The organism is Rhizobium sp. SRDI943 (assembly GCF_057653695.1).
The window spans coordinates 1,335,810-1,356,199 of the sequence record NZ_JBYGKN010000002.1 but is presented as its reverse complement, the minus strand read 5'-3'; the positions used below and the strand labels follow the sequence as shown (position 1 = coordinate 1,356,199).

Below are 20,390 nucleotides of genomic sequence, written 5' to 3'. Positions count from 1 at the left end.
CTTAACGAGTCTTGGAAATGCAACGCGGGAGGATGACATGACGACATTATTCGTGCGGCACGAGGTCTCCGACTACGCCGCTTGGCGCAAGATATATGATACCTTTTCGCCGGTGCAGAAGGCCAATGGGGTGACGGCGCAGGCCGTTTATCGAGCAATCGACAACCCGAACGATATTACCGTCACCCACGAGTTCGCCACGCTTGAAGCGGCGCAAGCATTCAGCAAGCTGGACGAATTGAAGACGGCGATGCGCACGGGAGGCGTGCTCGGCGCGCCGACGGTGTGGTTTACCAACAAGGCGTGACCGCTCTCAGTGCATGACATGCAGGCGGGTAGTGTGCGCTCGGCCGATTGCCGACCCTGATGGCAATGGCTAGCGACTGCAAATTTGTCCGAGTTCCTATTATCCGCTCCTGATGTCGCGCAAAAGATCCAGGCCGCGCTGGTATTTTTCCGTTTTCTTGCCGCTCTGTTCGGCCTGCCGGAGATTGTCTTCAAGATCGGCCTGTTTGACGGACAGGGCCAGCGGGTTTGATGCCGCACGTCTGACGAAGTCGTCATCCGGCTCATCTGGCCGCCGTGTCAAAGCATTCACCGCGGAGATGATCGCCGGCGGAAAGCCTTCTTCTCTCAGCCTGTCGAGCGTCCACCCGCTGCCCTTCTCGACCACATCATGAATGTAGGCGACCGTTCATGTCTCGTCGCCGGAAACCAGAAGCGCTACCCGCTGGCAGTGCTCGAAGAATGGCCGGCCGGTCTTGTCCGCCTGGCCTTTATGGGCCGTAAGAGCGATCTGGATGGCATGGTCGAGATGCTGCATGGCGATCACGGCCCTTCGGTCTTCTTCACTTTCCGCCGGAAAGGCTTTTCGCCCGTCGTCATCTCGACGTCAGGGACCGGAGCCACGGCTGTTTGGACCGGCCTCGCTCGTGGCCGATCGAAGTCGCCGCTCTCACCGGCGCCTTGAAGCAGCGCCGCATCGTCCCTGTCGTCTTCATCGAGCAGGTCCTGCAGCGTCTCATGCTCATCCTCGCCGGCCAGTTCGTCGCAGGCTTGCAGCCAATGGCGCTCGTCAGCGCCATCGGGGTGGCCCTCGGCCTCCCAGATTTCGTAGGCGCGCTGGCGTATCTGCTCGTGCTTGTCTATGGCCATGATCTCCTCCAAGCGCATTAGGATGAGCCCTCCGAAGAGCGGCCCGGCCGCCTTTCAGGGCGTGTTGATGGTTGGAAGAAAATCCTCCACCTGTTTGCGTTGATCCTTTGGAAGCGTCTCCACCCGTTCCTTCCAGAACCGTTCGGCCTCCGGCGGGTCCTCATCCCATTGGCGGACATCGGTGATATTGTCGTCGATCTTGGAGCGGCGGTGGCCGCCGAGGCTGAGATATTCCCTTGCAAGCTTCAGGCTTGGGGTTTCCGTGCCGCTATTGCGATCTAATGCCGTCCTCGCGTTGCGCCGGGCAGTTTCCAATGCCCTTTTGCGATCGGTCTCGGCCCGTTCTGTATCGGCGGACCGCGCGTCGTCTGTGCCGCTCTCAGGCGGCACGCTGGATTTGAAAGTCGTCATGGATCACCTTTCGATATTGTGATCCAATAACCTTCGCAGGCAGTGAGAGTTCCGCGTGAGTGGTGATTGATTTGAGCGGGCGATCCAGGCGGGGCCACGCCGCCGGCAGTCAATGGACAGCCATGCTCACCATCCGATAGGGGTGCACGGCTTCGAATTGCGAGATCATCGCCGCTGCCTGCTGCAATACCAACTCGGCATTCTCAGGATCGTCACGGGCGAGTTCATCGGCATTGACGCGGATCGCTTCAGCCATGTTGTTGGAGAGTGCCGCAAAATGCGTATTTCCTTCGACAAAGGCCTCGCGCGCCGTGTCCTCCAGCGTACGAGCGATATCGACGAGGATTTCCTCGCGTTCCTCGATACTGAGGTCTTTGATGATATTGGTCTTCTCTTCCATGTCACTCACTCCAAAAAGACGTGGGACGATGACCGAGCTTAAGAAAGCCTCGATCACCAAAGATTTGGGAATGCCGAAATCCGGATTCAAGCCTCAATCCTGCTCGAACTCGCCTCCGGCACCACGCCGTCGCCTTCATTATTCGAACGCGGGAGCCGATTTTCTGTTCCCTGCCGAGCGTTGGCACTCACCGGCAGAGAGTGCCAATTTTTCTTCCATCACCTCTTGAATTGTAGAACCATCGAACCAAATCATTCTCGCAAGGCGCGCGCGCGAGCACCCGCCCGGATTGGTCATTCGGTCCGGTTAGAACAGGATGACTTTAGGCCTGCTCGGCCTAAAATCTGAATCCTGTTCTAATCTAAGAGTTAGAGCTTGATGTCGTCCGAAAACCGCGCACACTTTTCGGCATCATTCTCCAAGGGAACAACGTCATCACTGTTTGTCGATGGAGGAAAGACATGTCGTTCCGACCGCTTCATGACCGCATTCTCGTCCACCGGGTCGATTCAGAGGAAAAGACCAAGGGCGGCATCATCATTCCCGACACCGCCAAGGAAAAACCGCAGGAAGGCGAGGTCATCGCCGTTGGCCCTGGCGCGCGCAACGACGCCGGCCAGATCCAGGCGCTCGACGTCAAGCCCGGCGATCGCATCCTGTTCGGCAAATGGTCGGGCACCGAGATCAAGATCAATGGCGAAGACATGCTGATCATGAAGGAAAGCGACGTGATGGGCATCATCGAACCGCAAGGTGAAAAGAAGCAGGCCGCCTGAGATCTGCGGACATCAGTCAAGGCCGGAGCGCTTCAGCTTTTCATGGAAACGCAGAATCGCTCCAACCTTTAATTTCTGACGCAATCCGAAAGGAATCCGCGTCGTACTTTTCCTGGAACTCTGGCCGCCTATGAAGGAGTGAGGACATGGCTGCTAAAGAAATCAAATTCAGCACCGAAGCCCGCGAGAAGATGCTGCGTGGCGTCGACATCCTGGCCAACGCCGTGAAGGCGACCCTCGGCCCGAAAGGCCGCAACGTCGTGATCGAACGATCTTTCGGCGCCCCGCGCATCACCAAGGACGGCGTTTCGGTTGCCAAGGAAATCGAACTCGAAGACAAGTTCGAGAACATGGGCGCCCAGATGGTCCGCGAAGTCGCCTCGAAGACCAGCGACATCGCCGGCGACGGCACCACGACGGCAACGGTACTGGCCCAGGCGATCGTCAAGGAGGGCGCCAAGGCGGTTACCTCAGGCATGAACCCGATGGACCTGAAACGCGGCATCGATCTTGCGGTCGGCGCCATCGTCGCGGAACTGAAGGCCAATGCCCGAAAGATCTCCAACAATTCCGAAATCGCCCAGGTCGGCACGATCTCCGCCAATGGCGATGCCGAAATCGGCCGCTTTTTGGCGGAAGCCATGGAAAGGGTCGGCAATGATGGCGTCATCACCGTTGAAGAAGCCAAGACCGCCGAAACGGAACTCGAAGTCGTCGAAGGCATGCAGTTCGACCGCGGCTATCTCAGCCCCTACTTCGTCACCAATGCCGACAAGATGCGGGTCGAGTTTGAAGACCCTTATATCCTCATCCATGAGAAGAAGCTCTCGAACCTGCAGCCGATGCTGCCGGTTCTCGAAGCTGTCGTCCAATCCAGCAAGCCGCTGCTCATCATCGCTGAAGACGTCGAAGGCGAAGCCCTGGCAACGCTCGTCGTCAACAAGCTGCGCGGCGGCCTGAAGATCGCCGCCGTCAAGGCTCCTGGCTTCGGTGACCGCCGCAAGGCAATGCTCGAAGACATCGCCATCCTGACCGCCGGCACCGTCATCTCCGAAGATCTCGGCATCAAGCTCGAATCCGTCACGCTCGATATGCTCGGCCGGGCCAAGAAGGTTTCGATCGAGAAGGAAAACACCACGATCGTCGATGGGTCAGGCGCCAAGTCCGACATCGAAGGCCGCGTTGCCCAGATCAGGGCCCAGATCGAAGAAACCACGTCGGACTATGACCGCGAGAAGCTGCAGGAACGTCTTGCCAAGCTCGCCGGCGGCGTTGCCGTCATCCGTGTCGGCGGCTCGACGGAAGTCGAAGTGAAGGAAAAGAAGGACCGCGTCGACGACGCGCTTCATGCAACCCGCGCTGCCGTTCAGGAAGGCATTCTGCCTGGTGGCGGCGTGGCGCTGCTGCGCGCCGTCAAGGCGCTCGACAATGTCAAAACCGCCAATGGCGACCAGCGCGTCGGCGTCGACATCGTTCGCCGCGCAGTCGAGGCACCGGCTCGCCAGATCGCCGAAAACGCCGGAGCGGAAGGCTCGGTCATCGTCGGCAAGCTGCGCGAGAAAAGCGAGTTCTCCTACGGCTGGAACGCTCAGACGGGCGAATATGGCGACCTCTATGCGCAGGGCGTCATCGATCCGGCCAAGGTGGTTCGCACCGCGCTGCAGGATGCGGCCTCCATCGCCGGTCTTCTCGTCACGACGGAAGCTATGATCGCCGAGAAACCCAAGAAGGACGCGCCACCGCCAATGCCCGCCGGCCCCGGTATGGACTTCTAAGGCGCTTGCCGGCCCGCCGGCCTCGCTGGGCGGGCCTTATCTGAGGGAATAGAGATGGTTCAAACGATCAAAACCCGATCGCAGGCACCGCTGGACTCCCGCGATCTCGAAATCTGCCAGCGGGTCTTCGACAAGATCAGATCCGAGTACCAGCTGGAAAAGGACAGCGACGAAGCCGAACGAACGGCGAGCATCATCATCGAGCTTTACCGGCAGGGCGTGCGTGACCCCGATCACCTGCAGTCGATGGTCGAGGCGGCCCGCGGCCTCTTCGAAACGAGCGACGGTAGGAAATGCCGCGCCTGCGTAGTAAGCCGCGCGGAACAGAGATGTGATGGTGTTAGCGCGGATGCCCTCCGGAGGATTTACCCCGAAGAACGGTCATCTGCTCCTGCTGCACTTCATTTTCATCGTTCAAAATGGCTCGCCAAAGCCTGTTGCCGAGGCGAAGCGACACCCGTTTCGTCCCCTCGTGTTCAGCCGTGCCGATTTCCACGGAGCTGACGACGGAGCCATGGCGAATGTGGCGGCGAAGATCGGCGAGCGACAGCCCAAACCGCTGCGCCAGTTCGGATGATTCCAGGATGAAATCACCATTTGAATCGCGCTCGATCAGCACCGACTTTTTCTCCAGCTTCGTCCCACGCCGACCGCTCAGGCCACCGCCGGAATTGCATTGTCTTCCTTTGGCAGCAGCCGCGCTACTGCGCTCAGCAGATCCGTTTGCGATATCAGGCCGAGGATGCGGTAATCGTCGTCGACGATGATGACGGCATGCGTGCGGCCGTCCGTCAGAACGGGCAATAGCGACAGAGCGGCATCGGAAGGTCTGGCCACCGCCGGCCTCGAGATCGCATGCGCGATGGTCTCGGTGCTCATCGACAATTCCCGCAAGCCGACAGCGCCGACGAGGCGGCCTTCGGGGTCCTTAACCGGCAGCGTGCGGATATTATGCTTCAAGAGCAGATGCCGTGCGGCATCCGGTTCCGAAGCTTCGCCAATGGCGATCACGTCACGCGACATGATATCGGCACAGCTGATCTTGTCGGTTGAGCGGATCGCCGCTTGCAACTCAACCTGCTGCAGCAGCCGGCCGAGGTCTGCCCGGTCGATATCGAAGGTTTCGTCAAGCGCTTCGAGGGCCGCGTCGACATCCTCCTCGCGAAAACCCACCCGCACCGCCGATGGCAGGTCGATCGTCTGATGGGTGTTCTCCACGGGTTTCGGAACGACGTGCGGATAATTCCGCTTGGAAAGCTTGTGGAACAGCAGGCCAAGGCCGACGAGAATGCAGGAGTTCAAGGCGACGGGCACGAAGGGAAAGAGAAATCCCCAACCGGCAACGACAGGGCCGCCGAGCACGGCGGTCAGTGCGGCGGCTCCTCCTGGCGGATGAAGGCACCGCGTGAAGGACATCGCGCCGATGGCAAGCGAAACGCCGACACCGGTCGCGATGATCGGATCACGAATGAAATAGGCGGCAATGATCCCCATCAGAGCGGAAATCGTATTGCCGCCGATGATCGACCATGGCTGCGCCAGCGGGCTTGCAGGCACCGCGAAAAGAAGCACTGCGGACGCCCCCATCGGCGCGACGATCAAGGGAAGATGCGGCCCCTGCCCGAACAGATAGCCGCTGATGACGCCGGTGAAACCAATGGCCAGCAAAGCGCCGAGACATGCAATCAATCGCTCTCGTAGAGTCGCTCCCGCCAATATGGGTGAGAACAAACGGAAGCGGAGGAGGCGGCTCGATCCCACCTTCGGGGAAACGGGATACTGCATGACAAGACCAATTTTAAGCGAGGATTATCTGGCGGCGAAGGAGAGGGGCGTGCGAACTAGTTTGTTGTCAGCCTGACATCTCTGCCCTTTGTCGCGCTGAGAACTTCGTGGAACGCGTTGAACGCGCTGGGGCGATCATTCTTGCGATAGACGAGCAGCGTCTCGACAGCACCGAGCTGATGGGTCTGGACCGGTGTCGGCCAGTGCATGAGGTCAAGGACCGATCGGGGCATGACACCCGCCGTGTTCCCGGTCGCAACGCTCGCCAGGATCGCGTGGTATGAACCGAGTTCGCTCGTCGGCAGCGCGCTCGATTTACGCGCCCAGTTTTCGGCGATCCTGCGATAGGTGCAGCCAGGCTCCAAAGCGGCGAGCGACCCGACACGCAGGTCGGCGGCGGATTTGATGGAGGGATGCCCGGATGGCAACACGATCAACAGGTCTTCGACGAAGGTCAGCTCCATTTCGAGCGCCTTGAGTTCGGCATCGAAGCTCGAGTCTTCCTCGCGCATCGTCTTCGGCAGGCGGGCAATCAGCGCACAATCCAGCGCATCAGAGAGAACATCGCGGGTCAGATCGCGGGACGCCCCCATCGTCAGCTGAAGCGACACATCGGGCCACATCTGATTGAATTGCATCAGCGCCGCCGGCAGCCTGCTTGCCGCCGTGCTCTCCATAGTGCCGACCCGCAACGTCCCCGATGGGGCGAGAGGCCGCACGGCCTGGCGCGCTTCGAGCGCAAGCGCCATAAGCCGGTTGGCATAGGCGAAAAACGTCTCCCCCTCCCGCGTCAACGTCATCTTCTTGCCATCACGGCTGAAGAGGGAAACGCCGAGGTCCTCCTCCAGTTGCTGGATGCGCGTCGTCACATTCGATGGCACCCGCCCTACGGCCTTGGCAGCCTTCGTCACGCTGCGGTCGCTGACAACGGCGAGGAATATCTCGATCGATGAAAGGTCCAATGAAAAGATCTCGTTTCCGGAATTAAGACGACAGATAATTCTCTATATAAAAATCATTGCTCCAGCTCAAGCCGGTTTCGGCATTGGACGAGAAACATGAGCCCAAGCAGACGAGCGATTGCCGAAAAAAGGGTCGCGACGCCGAGGAAATAGCCATGCAAGCCGCGACATTGCCTCTATCGGACGACGTTTTGAGGGTTTGAGGCTGGCATGAGGTTTGCATGCATAGGGCTATCTGCGGATCGATCGGCGACGTCCTATGTTGCAACTTGTCTTGACCTGTCTTCTTCTGAGCGTCGCTTCAGGCTTGAGCATGCGCCGTTTTTTAATGCCGTACTTCCCAGGCGGCGATCTCGCCCAGAAATCCGCCCCCGTGACCATCGTCGCCAACGCCGTCTTTCTGGCAGCAATCGCTTTCACCGTCTCCGATCAGGAGCTTTGGGCAAAATCCGTCATCCTGATGCTCGGCCTTGCGCTGGCGGCGATGTTCGACGATGCGAGACCCAGGCTGACAATCGCCCTCTCCGCCGTCAGTTTGGCGGCCTATCTCGGGCTACGTGCGATCACCTGAGGCATCCCGCTTTCACGGGATAATGCAGTCCTGTTGGCGGTACCGAAGCCCTTATCGAGACGCTGCATCCAGAGACGAAAGTCATTCGTCAGCAGCACCACATCGTACAGCCATTCCGTGCGCAAAAGCTCCCAACGACTTGCTTCCGCATTCTCGAGCAAGGCGTGAACTCTTTGCCGCAGTTTTTCGAAAGCCTCATCACGAGGGAAGGGCGTGGGGCAGCGCGTTGCGGGATGAAGTCGGTTTTCCATAAAGCTCGCTCCTCGACAATCGGGCGATCTTGATAATATCGTATTACGACCTATTATCAAGATAACCTGAGTGAGAGCGTCACGGCTTGGCGCAGAGAGAGCAATATTCCTGGATTTCCGCCACGGCGGCTGAAGCCCTCCCTCCGGCGAGAGAGATTTCAGGCCACGCGAAAAACAATCTCTATTGAAGAATAGTACCGCACTGTTATTCTCTAACGTTGAACACGGATTGAGGGGCGACGAACAGAAAAGAAACGCTCCATGAGTGACGATGCCATGAAAAACAATGCCGATGGCTTTTCCTCACCGGCCTGCTTCATTCATGAGGTTGATCCGGCTTACATGGGGCTCGAACCGGAGCCCGAAGTCGTCCGGGAGTGGCGGAAGGAACAACGCCGTCGCCTGATAGACTGCCGGACGCTGCTCGGCGCGAATGAGCGCGAGCAACGAACATCTCTTATCCGTCATCATCTGGATCGGCTGCTGCCGAAGATCGCCGGCCGCAGTGTAAGCCTCTACTGGCCGTTTCTGGGCGAGCCGGACCTCCGCGGCTGGATGCAGTCTGCGGCAGCTTGCGGCGCCACTTGCCTGTTGCCGGTGGTGACGGAAAAAAGGAAGCCCCTCAGCTTCCGCTCGTGGTGCGTCGGCGAAGAACTGACACGGGGCATCCTGAACATCCCGGTTCCGCTTCAAGGCGAAGAGCGCCGGCCCGATATCGTCATCGCCCCGGTCGTCGGATTCGATGCGCAATGTTACCGGCTCGGTTTCGGAGGCGGTTATTTCGATCGAACGCTGGCCGCTCTCCATCCCCGGCCTTTCGCGATCGGCGTTGGTTTCGACTTCCAGGAGATCGAGACCATCCGTCCTCAGGACCATGACATCCCGATGGATGCGATCGTAACCGACGTCGAAATCCGCTTTCGCAAAGGCAACGGCTCCGTTGCCGCGCGGATGTTCCAGGATTAGCCGATGATGAGGAGATGAGCGATGATCATGGACGGGAAACCGGCACGAAAGATCTGGTCGCAGTGGTATGCGTGGCATCCTGTCTTGCCGATCGATGACTCGGTGTTCTGGCTCGAGACAGTGTATCGGCGGGAAAGCCCGGAGGGTTTCTGGCAATACCGCTCGTTCCGGCCCGAACTCGAACGCCAGCAGGCTCTGACCTGCCTCCCCGTCTGTCCCGGCGCCTAATCCACGCGAAGGCCGGTTTGCGTCGGGCGCCCGTGCGGGTTTGCGTCAACCGAGTGCCTGGCTGACGAGTGCATAGGTCTTCGGCTCGGGCGCAGTTGCGCGTCCGGCAACCGGAAGCCAAGCGCCACCGAGCGACATGGTCGTCACGATATCGTAGACAGGAAGACCGCAGCGGGAGAGGAAATCGGAAAAGGCTCCGCCCTGCTCGCGTGTATCGAGGCGCAGGAACGCACCTGCGCGTTCGGCCGCATGCGGGCGGACGACGGCGATCGCGTCGGCGTCACTGCGCGCCACAACAGGACCGATGACATGGCCACGCCCGAACCGCCGGCAAAGCGAGAAAGCCTCGATCCGGCCCGCGCGGGTCAACACGATGCCCTTGGAATTCGCCATGAGCCGGGCCAACAGCAGTTTGCGATCCGTGCCGAAAGCCACACAATCCAATTCGGCGATCGCTTCCAGATCGCCAGCCTCCACTGCCCGTATTGCGGCACCGGACGGCAGCTCTACATCCGGCGGCGACATCGCTTCGCCTTGGCATTGAAAGACCAGCGCCTCCCGAACAAAGTTCAAGGACCGATAAAGGCGGCGCGCTGCGCGCGTCGCATTCAGCCCGAGGTTCCGCCCGGCGACCTGAGTAAGCGCGTGTCCCATCAGCCATTGCCCGGCGCCATTGGTTTGAAGACGCGGCGAGGTGATGACCATACCGACCGTGGCAAATTGCGCGTCATAGGGAAACCACATGGCAGAGCCCAGGATACGGCCGATTTCATCGATCGCCACGATGCCCTGGCCGAACTCCCGCAGGAACTGCCAATCCTCGCCGCGATGCGGCCAGGCGACGGTCATCGAAAGTGCGTGCAACTGGTCGAGAGCAACGCTGTCGATCCCGGCGATATGCGTCTCGAAACTATCGACGAACCTGGATTCGGATATCAGTTCACTCACTCCCGCCCTCCTGCCGCATTGGCCAAGTCTGCGCCCGGAAACTTCTCCGTCCAGACTAGAACAGATCGTTCGATACAATTCACTGGTGAAGCCTGCGCAAACACAACAATCGACCAAATCCCGATGCGCTTTCGGCAAGTAACGCCTGCGTCTCCCGCTAGACTCATTGACAGATCCAGCGGCCGGAGTCGCTGTTCACTGTGAGAGCCCGGAAATGTCCCCCCCCTCAGTCCAGTTGCAAACACCTCTCACATCTCGCTGGGCCGAATTGTCGTTTCCGCCGGCGGCATGGCCGCCGTCTCGGCAAGCAGCATGTTTGTGAGGTCGCCGATGCAGGCCATTGAAATTCTCGAAAGGCTCGTTGGCTTCCCCTCCGTCGTCGGCACGCCGAACGGCGAGATCGTGGCGTGGATCCGGCACTACCTGCAAAGCCACGGCGCCGTCGTCACCGAGCTTCCCGGCCCGGAGGGCGACCGGTCGAACCTCTTCGCCACGATCGGCCCGAAGGAAACGCCGGGCTATATTCTCTCCGGCCATATGGACGTGGTTCCCGCCGCTGGAGGCGGCTGGACCAGCGATCCGTTCCGATTGCGGGCTGAAGCGGACATCCTCTACGGTCGCGGCGCTACCGACATGAAAGGCTTCCTGGCCGCCGTTCTCGCGGCCGTTCCGGCGCTGGTGGCCTCACCGCTTCGCCAGCCCGTCCACCTTGCCTTTTCCTATGACGAGGAGGCCGGCTGCCGCGGCGTGCCGCACATGATCGCGCGCCTGCCGGAGCTCTGTGCAACCCCGCTTGGCGCGATCATCGGCGAGCCGAGCGGCATGCGGGCAATCCGCGCCCACAAGGGCAAGGCCGCCGCCCGACTGACGGTCAGGGGCCGGTCCGGCCATTCCTCGCGTCCGGACCAGGGACTGAACGCAATCCATGCCATCACCGATATTCTGGCTTGCGCTCGCGCCGAAGCCGAACGGCTCACGCGCGGCCCGTATCAGCCTGTCTTCGAACCGCCCTACTCCTCGCTTCAGGTCGGCACGCTGAAGGGCGGCCAGGCGGTCAACATCATTCCCGACAGCTGCGAGGCCGAGTTCGAAGCGCGGGCTATTTCCGGCGTCGATCCGATTACGTTGCTGGCGCCACTGCGGGCATCGGCCGAGGGACTATCGCAGCTTGGCTTCCAGATAGACTGGCGCGAACTCAGCGCCTATCCGGCGCTTTCGCTTGCCGCCGATGCGCCGCTTGCGGCCCTGCTTAGCGAACTGACCGGCATCGAGCCGCTCGCCGCCGTCAGCTACGGCACCGAGGCCGGACTTTTCCAGCGCGCCGGCATCGATGCGATCATCTGCGGACCGGGCGACATCGGCCGCGCCCACAAGCCGGACGAATTCATCCTCACCGGCGAACTGCTCGCCTGCCAGGCGATGGTCGAGGCGCTTGGCCGCCGCTGCGCCTGATGACATCGGATCAAGGAGCAGACGCCATGACCTTCCTCTTCAATTCCGATGCGAAGCGCGGCGCGATATTCGCCGAAGCCTTCGCGCGCGAACTGCCCGACATTGCCTTCTCCATGGATCCCAAGTCGGTCAAACCCGACGCCGTACGCTTCCTCATCACCTGGACCGTACCGGAGGATCTCGCCCGCTATCGCAATCTCGAAATCCTGTTTTCGATCGGCGCCGGCATCGACCAGTTCCATATCGATGCGGTGCCGGCGTCGGTGAAGGTGGTGCGCATGGTCGAAGACGGCATCGTCAGGATGATGCAGGAATATGTGACGCTGGCGGTGCTTGCGCTCCATCGCGACTTGCCGGCCTATCTCGACCAGCAGCGGCGCCGGACCTGGCAGACGATCGCTTCCAGGCAGGCCTCGGAACGCCGCATCGGCGTGCTTGGCCTCGGCATGCTTGGCAGCGCCGTGCTCGAACGGTTGCAGCCCTTCCGCTTTCCGCTTTCGGGATGGAGCCGCAGCCCCCGCGAGATCGACGGCATCCGATGCCTGAGCGGCCGCGACGGCCTCGATATTCTGCTTGCAACCACCGACATTCTCGTCTGCCTGCTGCCGCTGACGGATGAGACGCGGGGCTTCCTGAATGCCGAACTCTTCGCCGGACTGCCGGCCGGCGCCGCACTCGTCCATGTCGGCCGCGGCCCTCAGCTCGACCATCAGGCGCTCATTGACGCGCTCGATGCTGGGCATCTCTCCGGCGCCGTCGTCGACGTCACCGATCCGGAACCGCTTCCCGCGGATGACGCCTTCTGGAACCATCCGAAGATCCTGCTGACGCCGCACATTGCGAGCGTCACCCAGCCTGAAACCGCGGCAGTGGCCGTCATCGGCAACATCAAACGGCACCAAGCGGGCCTCGATCCGATCGGCCTGGTCGATCGCAACCGCGGCTACTGAGTTCTCAACCTAGGAAAGCAAAATCATGTTCCTCCTCAAGACGATCGACACCGACCCATCCTTCGCGCCGCGCGAATCCGGCCCCCTCCCCGAACGGTTGATCTCGGGCAGTCCTGCCTTCAAGACCTGGGCGCAGGACGCTGCCCGCGGCGAGACCGTTCATAGCGGCGTCTGGGAAGCGACACCCGGCGAGACGCGCTCGATCAAGGGCGAGACCTTCGAGTTCTGCCATATCCTTTCCGGCCTGGTCGAACTCACTCCGGAAGGCGGTGAACCGGTGGTCTACAAGGCCGGCGACAGCTTCGTCATGAAGCCGGGCTTTGTTGGCGTCTGGAAGACGATCGAGACGGTGCGCAAGATCTACGTCACCGTGTCGTGATGCCGACGCCGTAGATTTGACTGCCGCAGCGACGAAAACGCAATTTTTCGCCGCTGCGGCATCCCCGGTCGACGCATGCTGCTCGCCTTCGCCAGTTAGGCTTGTCTCAGCCCACCCCGAGGACATGCGATGACACTCAGCTTCGATCCGAACACGATTTCCCTGCCCGTCGGACATTTCATCGGCGGCCGGCTGGTTCCGGCCGAAGCCGTCATCGACATGCATCGTCCATCCGACGGCAAGGCCTATGCCGGCTGCCCGCTGGCCGACGAGGCCCTTGTCGATCAGGCTGTCGAGACCGCCAGGACCGCATTGAAGACGAGCAATTGGGGTGGCATACGGCCACGCGAGCGCACCGCGGCGCTGCAGCGCTGGGCGGACTTGATCGAAGCCGAGGCGGAGACCCTCGCCAGGCTCGAAGCGCTTTCCTCGACACGGCCAGTCGGCCATCTCGTCGCCGGCGATATCGCCGTCACCGCCGAACAGATCCGTTTCTTTGCTGAATTCGCCGACAAGGAAGGCGGCGACCTCGTCCCGACTGACGATGCGAACGTCGGCATGATCATGACGGAACCCTATGGCGTCGTCGGCGCCATCACACCCTGGAATTTTCCCTTGTCCATGGCCGGCTGGAAGCTCGGCCCGGCGCTGGCGGCGGGCAATGCGGTGGTGCTGAAACCATCGGAAATGACGCCGTTTTCGACGCTCTATCTCGCCGAACTTTCGGTGCGGGCCGGCCTGCCGGCCGGTCTCGTCAACATCGTGCTCGGCGACGGCCCGACCACCGGAAATGCGATCACCGGACATCCAGGCATCTCCAAGGTCAGTTTCACCGGTTCGACCGCGGCCGGCTCGGCGATCATGACCAATATCGCCCGCACCGGTGTCAAGCCGATGACGCTCGAACTCGGCGGCAAGAGCCCGCAGCTGGTTTTCGCCGATGCCGATCTCGAGCTTGCGGCGGGCGCAATCGCCGGCAGCATTCTCTCCAACGCCGGTCAGGCCTGCGTTTGCGGATCCCGCCTCATCGTCGAGGCGAAGGTGGCGGACGCGCTGGCAGCTGCGCTTATCGAGAGGCTGGCGGCCATCCGCCCCGGCCCCACCTGGGACGAGGCGACCGATTATTCGCCGGTCATCTCCGAACGACAGATCGCCCGCATGGACGGCATCATCCGTGCCGCTATCGACGACGGCGCCGAATGCCTCACCGGTGGCCGCCGGCTCGACCGCGAAGGTTATTTCTACGCACCGACCCTGATTTCGGGCGTGACCGCAACATCGCCGGCGGTTCTTGAGGAAATTTTTGGACCGGTGCTGACCATTCAGACCTTCGAGGACGAGGAGGAGGCGCTGAGGCTCGCCGACCATCCGGCCTATGGGCTTGCCGCCGGCCTCTTCACCCGCGATCTCTCGCGTGCCATCCGCGTGACCCGCCGCCTTCAGGCTGGCACCATCTGGGTCAATCGCTACGGCCGTTCACGCGACCATATCCTGCCGACCGGCGGCTATAAGCAGTCCGGCATCGGCAAGGATCTCGGCCGCGATGCCTATCTCGCCAACCGCAAGAGCAAGAGTGTGCTCATCAGCCTGTGAGGACCTGCGATGAAAACCTACAAGATCGCCCTTCTGCCCGGAGACGGCATCGGCCGCGACGTGACGGCAGCAGCCTGGGCCGTGCTTGAAAAAACAGCTCGCCTGAACGGATTTTCTCTTGATGCAACCAGCTATCCCTGGTCCTGCGACTACTATCTGGAGAACGGCAGCATGATGCCCGCCGATGGCATCGAGACGCTCCGGTCCTTCGATGCCATCCTGCTCGGCGCCGTCGGCTGGCCTCGTAAAGTGCCGGATTCGGTGTCGTTGCATGGGCTTCTGCTGCCGATCCGCAAGGCTTTCGTGCAGTATGCCAATATCCGCCCGCACCGGCTGCTGCCGGGTGTGCAGGGGCCGTTGCGGTCCGATGGTTTCGACATCCTCTGCATTCGTGAAAATACCGAAGGCGAATATTCCGGCGCCGGTGGCCGCGTCCACCAGGGCACCGACAATGAAGTGGCGGTCGAGACCTCGATCTTCACCCGCACGGGGGTCGAGCGCATCCTGCGTTTCGGCTTCGAGCAGGCGCGGACGCGACGCGGCAAGCTTGCCTCGGTGACGAAGTCCAACGCCCAGAAATATTCGATGGTCTTCTGGGACGAAATCACCCAGAAGCTTTCAGCGGAATATCCCGATATCGAGGTGACCAGCTACCATATCGACGCCATGGCTGCGCGTATGGTCATGGCGCCTGATAGTCTCGACGTCGTGGTCGCCTCCAACCTGTTCGGCGATATCCTGACCGACCTCGGCGCCGCCATCCAGGGCGGGCTTGGCTTTGCCGCCTCCGCCAACATCAATCCCGATCGCTCGGCGCCGTCGATGTTCGAACCCGTCCACGGCTCCGCGCCCGATATCGCTGATCTCGGCATCGCCAATCCGATCGCCGCCATCTGGTCGGGCGCGATGATGCTGGAGCATTTGGGAGAAGCGGCTGCCGCAGCGAAGGTGATGGCCGCTATCGAGGCGACGACGGCACGCGGCATCGGCGCAATTCCCGGCAAGGACAAGACCGACGCGATCACGGCATCGGTGCTTTCGGCACTTGGTTGATCAATGGAGAACAGAATGAACGGATTAAGGGATAGCAACCTGCTTCGTCAGCAGGGGCTGATCGACGGAGAATGGCACGGAGCTGAAACCGGGCGCACGATCGAGGTCATCGATCCGGCGACGCAACATGTGCTGGGCACGGTGCCCGACATGGATGGAGCCGATACGAGGGCGGCAATCGCGGCGGCGGAAAAGGCCTTCGGTCCATGGCGCGCAAAGACCAATGCCGAGCGCGGCGCATTGCTGGAAGCCTGGCATGATCTGATGCTCGACAATATCGAGGATCTGGCGCTGATCCTCACCCGAGAGCAGGGCAAGCCACTGACGGAAGCGCGCGGCGAAATCCGCTACGGCGCCTCCTTCATCAAGTGGTTCTCCGAGGAGGCGCGCCGTATCGGCGGGACGACCATTCCCTCGCCGACAGCGGACCGGCGGATCGTCGTTCTGAAGGAGCCCGTCGGCGTATCGGCGATCATCACGCCGTGGAATTTTCCGAATGCGATGATCACCCGCAAGGTCGGGCCGGCGCTCGCAGCAGGCTGCGCCGTCGTCGTCAAGCCATCGGACCTCACCCCTTATTCGGCGCTGGCGCTCGGCGTATTGGCGGAGCGCGCCGGCATCCCCAAGGGCGTGATCAATATCGTCACCGGCATGCCGGCCGGCATCGGCGACGAACTGATGGCGAACCAGACCGTTCGCAAGATCTCTTTCACCGGCTCGACCCGCGTCGGCTCGCTGCTGATGCGCGGCGCGGCCGACAGCATCAAGCGGCTCAGCCTCGAACTCGGCGGCAACGCGCCCTTCATCGTCTTCGACGATGCCGATCTTGATCTGGCCGTGGAAGGCGCAATTGCCTCGAAATTCCGCAATGGCGGGCAGACCTGCGTCTGCGCCAACCGGCTTCTCGTCCAGTCGGGCGTCTATGAGGCCTTTGCCGCCAAACTTTCCGCGCGCGTATCGGCCATGAAGGTCGGGGCCGGCACGGATGCAGGCACGGATATCGGGCCGATGATCAACAAGGCGGCGATCGACAAGATCAAGCGTCATGTCGACGATGCGGTGGAAAAGGGAGCAAGCATCCTCGCCACCGCAGATTCCGTGCCTGAAGGCGACCAATATGCGGTGCCGATGGTGCTCGGCGGTGCGACGACCGAGATGCAGCTTGCCAGCGAAGAGACCTTCGGACCCGTTGCCCCGCTTTTCCGTTTCGACCACGAGGAAGAGGCGATCCGCATTGCCAACGCCACGCCCTTCGGGCTTGCGGCCTATTTCTACACCGGGAGCCTGAAACGCTCCTGGCGTGTCGCCGAAGCCCTCGAATTCGGGATGGTCGGCCTGAACACAGGGGCGATCTCGACCGAGGTGGCTCCCTTCGGCGGCGTCAAACAATCCGGTCTTGGCCGCGAGGGCGCGCAGTGCGGCATCGAGGAATATCTCGAAATGAAGAGCTTCCACATCGGCGGTCTCGCCTAACTAAAGGAAAACAAAAGAGCGCCGGGACATCATCCCGGCGCTGGATGATCGGGAGCCACGGTCGATGCTCCCGCTGGAGCAACACCGACACATCGTTCTAAGTACTCCGCAGCCTTTGGCGGATGCCCGCAAAATTACGGTGCCCAAACAACATTTCTTTGACGCTGCTTTGACGGCAGGATGCTACGGCCGGTTTGCGAAGTTACGCAGAGGGATTTCAACCGGTTATGCTTCAGTTCGATCATCGCCATAGCATAGATTTACATTTCGCAATCCCGGTTTCCCTTCCCGGTTGCTTGCCAGGAGCCGAAGTTGTGGCAGACTGGCCCCTGGATGCCAGGTTTTCCGGCCGCCAAACGAGCGTATCGGAGGCAGCGGGGGCGGGGCCGGTGGATCGCATGAACAAGGAGCAATATCCGTTTCGGATGTTCCTGCTCGGGCCCTTTGCCCTTGTGGACGCCGGGGGGCGGTCGGTTGCTCCGAAATCCAAAAAGGCACAGGCACTTTTGGCAATGCTTGCATTGTCCACCCGGGGCTCGCGCTCGAGAATCTGGCTTAGGGACAAGTTATGGAGCGATCGCTCCGACGACCAGGCGGCAGCCAGTCTACGCCAGGCGCTTTTGGACATTCATAAGAGTCTGGGGCCGGCACGTGATCTCTTGATTGCGGATAAGAATACCGTTTGGCTGGATATGGACCGACTGGCGCTCGATATCGACCTGGTGGTTCGGACGGAGCGGTCTGCGGATCAAGTCACCGACGAATTGCTCGAAGGTATCGACATCCGCGATCCTGAATTCGAGGACTGGTTGGCGCTGGAAAGGCAAAACTGGTATCGCCGTCTCGATGAAGGACAAGTCCACGACGTCTTCGAGCCGCGACAGCAGCCGAGCCGCGATATCGCCAAACATTCCGCCCTGCTGCCGTTAACTGGCGCCCCGGATACGTCGAGAACAGGCAAACCACCCGTGGATATCGCCAGCAGCGGTCCCTCTGGGCGGCGGGTTGGCGGTGACTGGCGATGGATGATGGCTCTTCTGTCCCCCATCGTGGTGGGTGCCGGCGAGGGCGGGCAAATTGCTGCGACACGGTTCCAAAACCTCATTGCAAAAGCCATCATCGATGGGCTGGGCTTTGGCGTCACCGACCTCTCGTTCACCTCGCCGCATATTGAAGAGAGTGAACAGCAAATCAGCCTTCCCCTATGCCTTCAGCTTCGCCTGACGTTTGATGGTGACATGGTGCTGATCGAACTGGTGATGAAGCACCTGATCAACAACCGCATTCATTGGCTGGGAAGTCAGGCAATCAACCGCACGCAGTTCGAGCGCGGCGAGTTCGGCATCGCCGCTGCGCTGATCAGCCAGGCAGTCGATCAACTGGCCTATTTCGAGGAGATCCAGGCAACCGACAGCAGATTGTCGCAAGACGGTCTCCTGATCGACGCCGTCAATGCGATCTTTCGGCTGTCGCGCGACGACCTCGACAACGCGGAACGGCGCCTGGAAGAACAGATCCAGTATCAGCCGCGATCATCGACTTTTGCCTGGCTGTCATTCATTCGGACTTTCCAGGTCGGCCAGCGTTTCAACGCGCTGGATGCCCATCTGATCGAGGAAGCCCAGGCCTATGCACGCAAGGCGCTGGAACTCGATCCGCAGAATTCCGTGTCGCTCGCGCTCGTCGGCCACGTCCATTCGTTCCTGTTCGGCGAATACGACTATGCGGCCAACCTGTTCGAAAAATCGATCCGCCTGAATCCGGCCCTGCCGCTCGGTTGGGACCTCTACGCGATGCTGCACTGCTATGCAGGCCAGCCCGACAAGGCGGTGGCGATGGCGCGTTGGGTACAAGAGCTCGGCGTCTACAGCCCGCATAAATATTACTTCGATACGACCAAATGCATTGCGGCAGCGCTTGCAGGCGATCATGCCGCAGCCATATCTGCAGGCGAAGAAGCCCTGCGGGCACGGCCGAACTTCAACAGCCTGCTGCGCTATCTTGCCTCCAGTCATGCCCATTCCAACGATCTCGGCGGCGCGCGGCATTACCTGCAGCGTCTTGAGGCAGTCGAGGGCGGTTTCTCCATCGACGCCTTCCGCGGCAGCGGCTATCCGCTGCTTGACACAGGCGGCGGGCAGATCCTGATCGACGGCCTGCTCAAGGCCGGCGCCAAGCTGCGCTGAACCCCGGACAATTCTTCACATCATCGCGCAAGGAGGCTGCCATGGAAGCGGACACTGCCCACGAATCGCAATCAAAATTAGTTTTATTTCTAAACAGTTATAAATTCAGGATTGAGCCGGATACGGTCCTTCCATGCGAACCCAGGGACGATACCGGTGCTGATCCTCTCGCCGGTGCGTCGCCGGCTGCACCGGATGCAGCCTCCGAACCTGCGCTGCTCCCCGGCACCGGTGAAGATGCAGCGCTTCTGGCCGGGCCGATGATGGCGACGATGGCCGTAGCCTCGGTTCTCAACAAGAGCGTGGCGAACAAGTCGGTGCTCAACAAGGCGTCGCTGAACAAAAACAAGAACAAAAATAAGAACAAGAACAAGAACAAGTCGACGATGGACGGCGGCAGCCTCGGCGTGTCGCAGCTTATCCCCTCCTTCGAGCTGCGCAGGCTGCACCAGCAGCCGTCACGCAACGCCTATACCGCGGCGCGGCGCTTCACCTGGGAAATGCTGGATATACTTCCGCCACCCGGCCCGGATTATACCCGCCTCGAAACGACGGTACTGCTCTCTATGCAACGCCGCGACCGCGAACGCATGCGGCGCCTGCCCGATATTCAAATCGAGTCGACCATCTCCGTGGGGGAATTCACCCGCGCATTGTATATCGAGGATCTCGGCGGTTTTGAGCAGACGGAAGGCCTTTTTCAGGCGATCCTGACGGCCTGCGAATATGTCGGACTGATCTACAAGAGCCAGTTCAACCGGCAGCGGCCAAACCAGTTCGAGCCCCTGCTGCGGCCGTTGCTGGCCGTGCCCGTCCACGAGTCCTATCCCAGCAACCATTCGTTCCAGTGCTTTTCGATCGCCTTCGCGTTCTCAACAATCCTGCCGGAACATCCGGCCACCGACGAGCTTGCCCGCATCGCCCAGAACGTCGCCGAAAATCGCGAATGGGCCGGCCTGCACTATCCGAGCGACACGCAGGCGGGGCGAGATCTCGCCCGACGCTTCGCTCCCTACCTCCACGACGCGTTCGGTCCTTTGTTCGCGGCCGTACACGACGAATGGGTCTGAATTCTC

23 protein-coding genes and 2 pseudogenes are annotated in these 20,390 nt (G+C 61.1%); 16 read left to right on the top strand and 9 right to left on the bottom strand.

Annotated elements, in window-relative coordinates; genetic code table 11:
• Positions 1-37 precede the first annotated feature (37 nt).
• The gene (locus AC245Y_RS30640; protein WP_003562868.1) at positions 38-307 is read left to right on the top strand and encodes a hypothetical protein; all 270 of its coding nucleotides are present in this window, start codon (positions 38-40) and stop codon (positions 305-307) included.
• A 99-nt stretch (positions 308-406) separates the two neighbouring features.
• On the opposite strand, the pseudogene AC245Y_RS30635 reads toward AC245Y_RS30640, so the two are convergent.
• The 4 genes and pseudogenes from AC245Y_RS30635 to AC245Y_RS30620 all read right to left on the bottom strand — a co-directional run bounded on the left by AC245Y_RS30635 (position 407) and on the right by AC245Y_RS30620 (position 1,966).
• Positions 407-823, bottom strand: a pseudogene (locus tag AC245Y_RS30635) (HD domain-containing protein).
• A 5-nt stretch (positions 824-828) separates the two neighbouring features.
• Complete coding sequence (locus AC245Y_RS30630) at positions 829-1,155, bottom strand: DUF2934 domain-containing protein (RefSeq protein ID WP_026157601.1); 327 nt, start codon at positions 1,153-1,155, stop codon at positions 829-831.
• Positions 1,156-1,209: 54 nt separating this feature from the next.
• Positions 1,210-1,566 carry a hypothetical protein gene (locus AC245Y_RS30625; protein ID WP_003562872.1) on the bottom strand — a complete coding sequence of 119 codons (357 nt, stop codon included), beginning with the start codon at positions 1,564-1,566 and terminating at the stop codon, positions 1,210-1,212.
• Positions 1,567-1,675: 109 nt separating this feature from the next.
• The gene (locus tag AC245Y_RS30620) at positions 1,676-1,966 is read right to left on the bottom strand and encodes a hypothetical protein (protein WP_003562874.1); all 291 of its coding nucleotides are present in this window, start codon (positions 1,964-1,966) and stop codon (positions 1,676-1,678) included.
• Positions 1,967-1,994: 28 nt separating this feature from the next.
• Here AC245Y_RS30620 and AC245Y_RS30615 point away from each other — a divergent pair, with 28 nt between their 5' ends.
• The 4 genes and pseudogenes from AC245Y_RS30615 to AC245Y_RS30600 all read left to right on the top strand — a co-directional run.
• Positions 1,995-2,195 (top strand): hypothetical protein, encoded by a 201-nt coding sequence (locus tag AC245Y_RS30615; protein WP_128406107.1) that lies wholly within the window; start codon positions 1,995-1,997, stop codon positions 2,193-2,195.
• Between the two features lie 232 nt (positions 2,196-2,427).
• Positions 2,428-2,742: a co-chaperone GroES gene (locus AC245Y_RS30610; RefSeq protein ID WP_017996377.1), complete on the top strand. Its 315-nt coding sequence runs from the start codon at positions 2,428-2,430 to the stop codon at positions 2,740-2,742.
• A gap of 146 nt (positions 2,743-2,888) precedes the next feature.
• Positions 2,889-4,517, top strand: a complete 1,629-nt coding sequence (gene groL / locus AC245Y_RS30605) for a chaperonin GroEL (protein WP_017996378.1) — start codon at positions 2,889-2,891, stop codon at positions 4,515-4,517.
• Positions 4,518-4,571: 54 nt separating this feature from the next.
• Positions 4,572-4,802, top strand: a pseudogene (locus AC245Y_RS30600) (hypothetical protein); the annotation flags it as partial.
• Positions 4,803-4,857: 55 nt separating this feature from the next.
• Here the strand turns inward: AC245Y_RS30600 and AC245Y_RS30595 are convergent.
• The 3 genes from AC245Y_RS30595 to AC245Y_RS30585 are packed head-to-tail and all read right to left on the bottom strand — an operon-like array spanning position 4,858 to position 7,264.
• On the bottom strand, positions 4,858-5,136 hold the full coding sequence (locus AC245Y_RS30595) for a DUF6522 family protein (RefSeq protein WP_017996380.1): 279 nt from the start codon (positions 5,134-5,136) through the stop codon (positions 4,858-4,860).
• Positions 5,137-5,171: 35 nt separating this feature from the next.
• On the bottom strand, positions 5,172-6,302 hold the full coding sequence (locus AC245Y_RS30590) for an HPP family protein (protein WP_017996381.1): 1,131 nt from the start codon (positions 6,300-6,302) through the stop codon (positions 5,172-5,174).
• Between the two features lie 56 nt (positions 6,303-6,358).
• Positions 6,359-7,264, bottom strand: a complete 906-nt coding sequence (locus AC245Y_RS30585) for a LysR family transcriptional regulator (RefSeq protein WP_003562882.1) — start codon at positions 7,262-7,264, stop codon at positions 6,359-6,361.
• A gap of 259 nt (positions 7,265-7,523) precedes the next feature.
• On the opposite strand from AC245Y_RS30585, the gene AC245Y_RS30580 reads away from it, so the two are divergent.
• Positions 7,524-7,835, top strand: a complete 312-nt coding sequence (locus AC245Y_RS30580; protein ID WP_017996382.1) for a hypothetical protein — start codon at positions 7,524-7,526, stop codon at positions 7,833-7,835.
• Here the strand turns inward: AC245Y_RS30580 and AC245Y_RS30575 are convergent.
• On the bottom strand, positions 7,808-8,086 hold the full coding sequence (locus tag AC245Y_RS30575; RefSeq protein WP_017996383.1) for a hypothetical protein: 279 nt from the start codon (positions 8,084-8,086) through the stop codon (positions 7,808-7,810). The two genes, AC245Y_RS30580 and AC245Y_RS30575, sit on opposite strands and share 28 nt — an antisense overlap.
• A 261-nt stretch (positions 8,087-8,347) precedes the next feature.
• Between AC245Y_RS30575 and AC245Y_RS30570 the strand changes: the two genes are divergently transcribed.
• Positions 8,348-9,052 carry a 5-formyltetrahydrofolate cyclo-ligase gene (locus tag AC245Y_RS30570; RefSeq protein WP_017996384.1) on the top strand — a complete coding sequence of 235 codons (705 nt, stop codon included), beginning with the start codon at positions 8,348-8,350 and terminating at the stop codon, positions 9,050-9,052.
• A gap of 21 nt (positions 9,053-9,073) precedes the next feature.
• Positions 9,074-9,280, top strand: coding sequence for a hypothetical protein (locus AC245Y_RS30565; protein ID WP_003562885.1), 207 nt, complete (start codon positions 9,074-9,076; stop codon positions 9,278-9,280).
• A 45-nt stretch (positions 9,281-9,325) separates the two neighbouring features.
• Here the strand turns inward: AC245Y_RS30565 and AC245Y_RS30560 are convergent, their stop codons facing one another.
• Positions 9,326-10,228: a GNAT family N-acetyltransferase gene (locus tag AC245Y_RS30560; RefSeq protein WP_012755406.1), complete on the bottom strand. Its 903-nt coding sequence runs from the start codon at positions 10,226-10,228 to the stop codon at positions 9,326-9,328.
• A gap of 330 nt (positions 10,229-10,558) precedes the next feature.
• On the opposite strand from AC245Y_RS30560, the gene argE reads away from it, so the two are divergent.
• The 8 genes from argE to AC245Y_RS30520 all read left to right on the top strand — a co-directional run bounded on the left by argE (position 10,559) and on the right by AC245Y_RS30520 (position 20,384).
• Positions 10,559-11,680 (top strand): acetylornithine deacetylase, encoded by a 1,122-nt coding sequence (gene argE, locus AC245Y_RS30555; RefSeq protein ID WP_026157603.1) that lies wholly within the window; start codon positions 10,559-10,561, stop codon positions 11,678-11,680.
• Positions 11,681-11,706: 26 nt separating this feature from the next.
• Positions 11,707-12,630 (top strand): 2-hydroxyacid dehydrogenase, encoded by a 924-nt coding sequence (locus AC245Y_RS30550; RefSeq protein ID WP_017996387.1) that lies wholly within the window; start codon positions 11,707-11,709, stop codon positions 12,628-12,630.
• 25 nt (positions 12,631-12,655) lie between these two features.
• Positions 12,656-13,009, top strand: a complete 354-nt coding sequence (locus tag AC245Y_RS30545; RefSeq protein WP_003562889.1) for a cupin domain-containing protein — start codon at positions 12,656-12,658, stop codon at positions 13,007-13,009.
• Positions 13,010-13,138: 129 nt separating this feature from the next.
• Positions 13,139-14,602 (top strand): aldehyde dehydrogenase family protein, encoded by a 1,464-nt coding sequence (locus tag AC245Y_RS30540; protein ID WP_017996388.1) that lies wholly within the window; start codon positions 13,139-13,141, stop codon positions 14,600-14,602.
• A gap of 9 nt (positions 14,603-14,611) precedes the next feature.
• On the top strand, positions 14,612-15,655 hold the full coding sequence (locus AC245Y_RS30535) for a tartrate dehydrogenase (RefSeq protein WP_017996389.1): 1,044 nt from the start codon (positions 14,612-14,614) through the stop codon (positions 15,653-15,655).
• Between the two features lie 15 nt (positions 15,656-15,670).
• Positions 15,671-17,128, top strand: coding sequence for an NAD-dependent succinate-semialdehyde dehydrogenase (locus AC245Y_RS30530; protein WP_026157604.1), 1,458 nt, complete (start codon positions 15,671-15,673; stop codon positions 17,126-17,128).
• Between the two features lie 227 nt (positions 17,129-17,355).
• Positions 17,356-19,314, top strand: a complete 1,959-nt coding sequence (locus tag AC245Y_RS30525) for an SARP family transcriptional regulator (protein ID WP_017996391.1) — start codon at positions 17,356-17,358, stop codon at positions 19,312-19,314.
• Positions 19,315-19,355: 41 nt separating this feature from the next.
• Positions 19,356-20,384, top strand: a complete 1,029-nt coding sequence (locus AC245Y_RS30520; RefSeq protein WP_012755400.1) for a phosphatase PAP2 family protein — start codon at positions 19,356-19,358, stop codon at positions 20,382-20,384.
• The last annotated feature ends 6 nt before the right edge of the window (positions 20,385-20,390 follow it).

Coding starts and splice junctions, on each gene's coding strand:
- AC245Y_RS30640 (WP_003562868.1), top strand. CDS start 38: ATGACGACATTATTCGTGCGGCACGAGGTCTCCGACTACGCCGCTTGG.
- AC245Y_RS30630 (WP_026157601.1), bottom strand. CDS start 1,155: ATGGCCATAGACAAGCACGAGCAGATACGCCAGCGCGCCTACGAAATC.
- AC245Y_RS30625 (WP_003562872.1), bottom strand. CDS start 1,566: ATGACGACTTTCAAATCCAGCGTGCCGCCTGAGAGCGGCACAGACGAC.
- AC245Y_RS30620 (WP_003562874.1), bottom strand. CDS start 1,966: ATGGAAGAGAAGACCAATATCATCAAAGACCTCAGTATCGAGGAACGC.
- AC245Y_RS30615 (WP_128406107.1), top strand. CDS start 1,995: ATGACCGAGCTTAAGAAAGCCTCGATCACCAAAGATTTGGGAATGCCG.
- AC245Y_RS30610 (WP_017996377.1), top strand. CDS start 2,428: ATGTCGTTCCGACCGCTTCATGACCGCATTCTCGTCCACCGGGTCGAT.
- groL (WP_017996378.1), top strand. CDS start 2,889: ATGGCTGCTAAAGAAATCAAATTCAGCACCGAAGCCCGCGAGAAGATG.
- AC245Y_RS30590 (WP_017996381.1), bottom strand. CDS start 6,302: ATGCAGTATCCCGTTTCCCCGAAGGTGGGATCGAGCCGCCTCCTCCGC.
- AC245Y_RS30580 (WP_017996382.1), top strand. CDS start 7,524: ATGTTGCAACTTGTCTTGACCTGTCTTCTTCTGAGCGTCGCTTCAGGC.
- AC245Y_RS30575 (WP_017996383.1), bottom strand. CDS start 8,086: ATGGAAAACCGACTTCATCCCGCAACGCGCTGCCCCACGCCCTTCCCT.
- AC245Y_RS30570 (WP_017996384.1), top strand. CDS start 8,348: ATGAGTGACGATGCCATGAAAAACAATGCCGATGGCTTTTCCTCACCG.
- AC245Y_RS30565 (WP_003562885.1), top strand. CDS start 9,074: ATGATCATGGACGGGAAACCGGCACGAAAGATCTGGTCGCAGTGGTAT.
- argE (WP_026157603.1), top strand. CDS start 10,559: ATGCAGGCCATTGAAATTCTCGAAAGGCTCGTTGGCTTCCCCTCCGTC.
- AC245Y_RS30550 (WP_017996387.1), top strand. CDS start 11,707: ATGACCTTCCTCTTCAATTCCGATGCGAAGCGCGGCGCGATATTCGCC.
- AC245Y_RS30545 (WP_003562889.1), top strand. CDS start 12,656: ATGTTCCTCCTCAAGACGATCGACACCGACCCATCCTTCGCGCCGCGC.
- AC245Y_RS30540 (WP_017996388.1), top strand. CDS start 13,139: ATGACACTCAGCTTCGATCCGAACACGATTTCCCTGCCCGTCGGACAT.
- AC245Y_RS30535 (WP_017996389.1), top strand. CDS start 14,612: ATGAAAACCTACAAGATCGCCCTTCTGCCCGGAGACGGCATCGGCCGC.
- AC245Y_RS30530 (WP_026157604.1), top strand. CDS start 15,671: ATGAACGGATTAAGGGATAGCAACCTGCTTCGTCAGCAGGGGCTGATC.
- AC245Y_RS30525 (WP_017996391.1), top strand. CDS start 17,356: ATGCTTCAGTTCGATCATCGCCATAGCATAGATTTACATTTCGCAATC.
- AC245Y_RS30520 (WP_012755400.1), top strand. CDS start 19,356: ATGGAAGCGGACACTGCCCACGAATCGCAATCAAAATTAGTTTTATTT.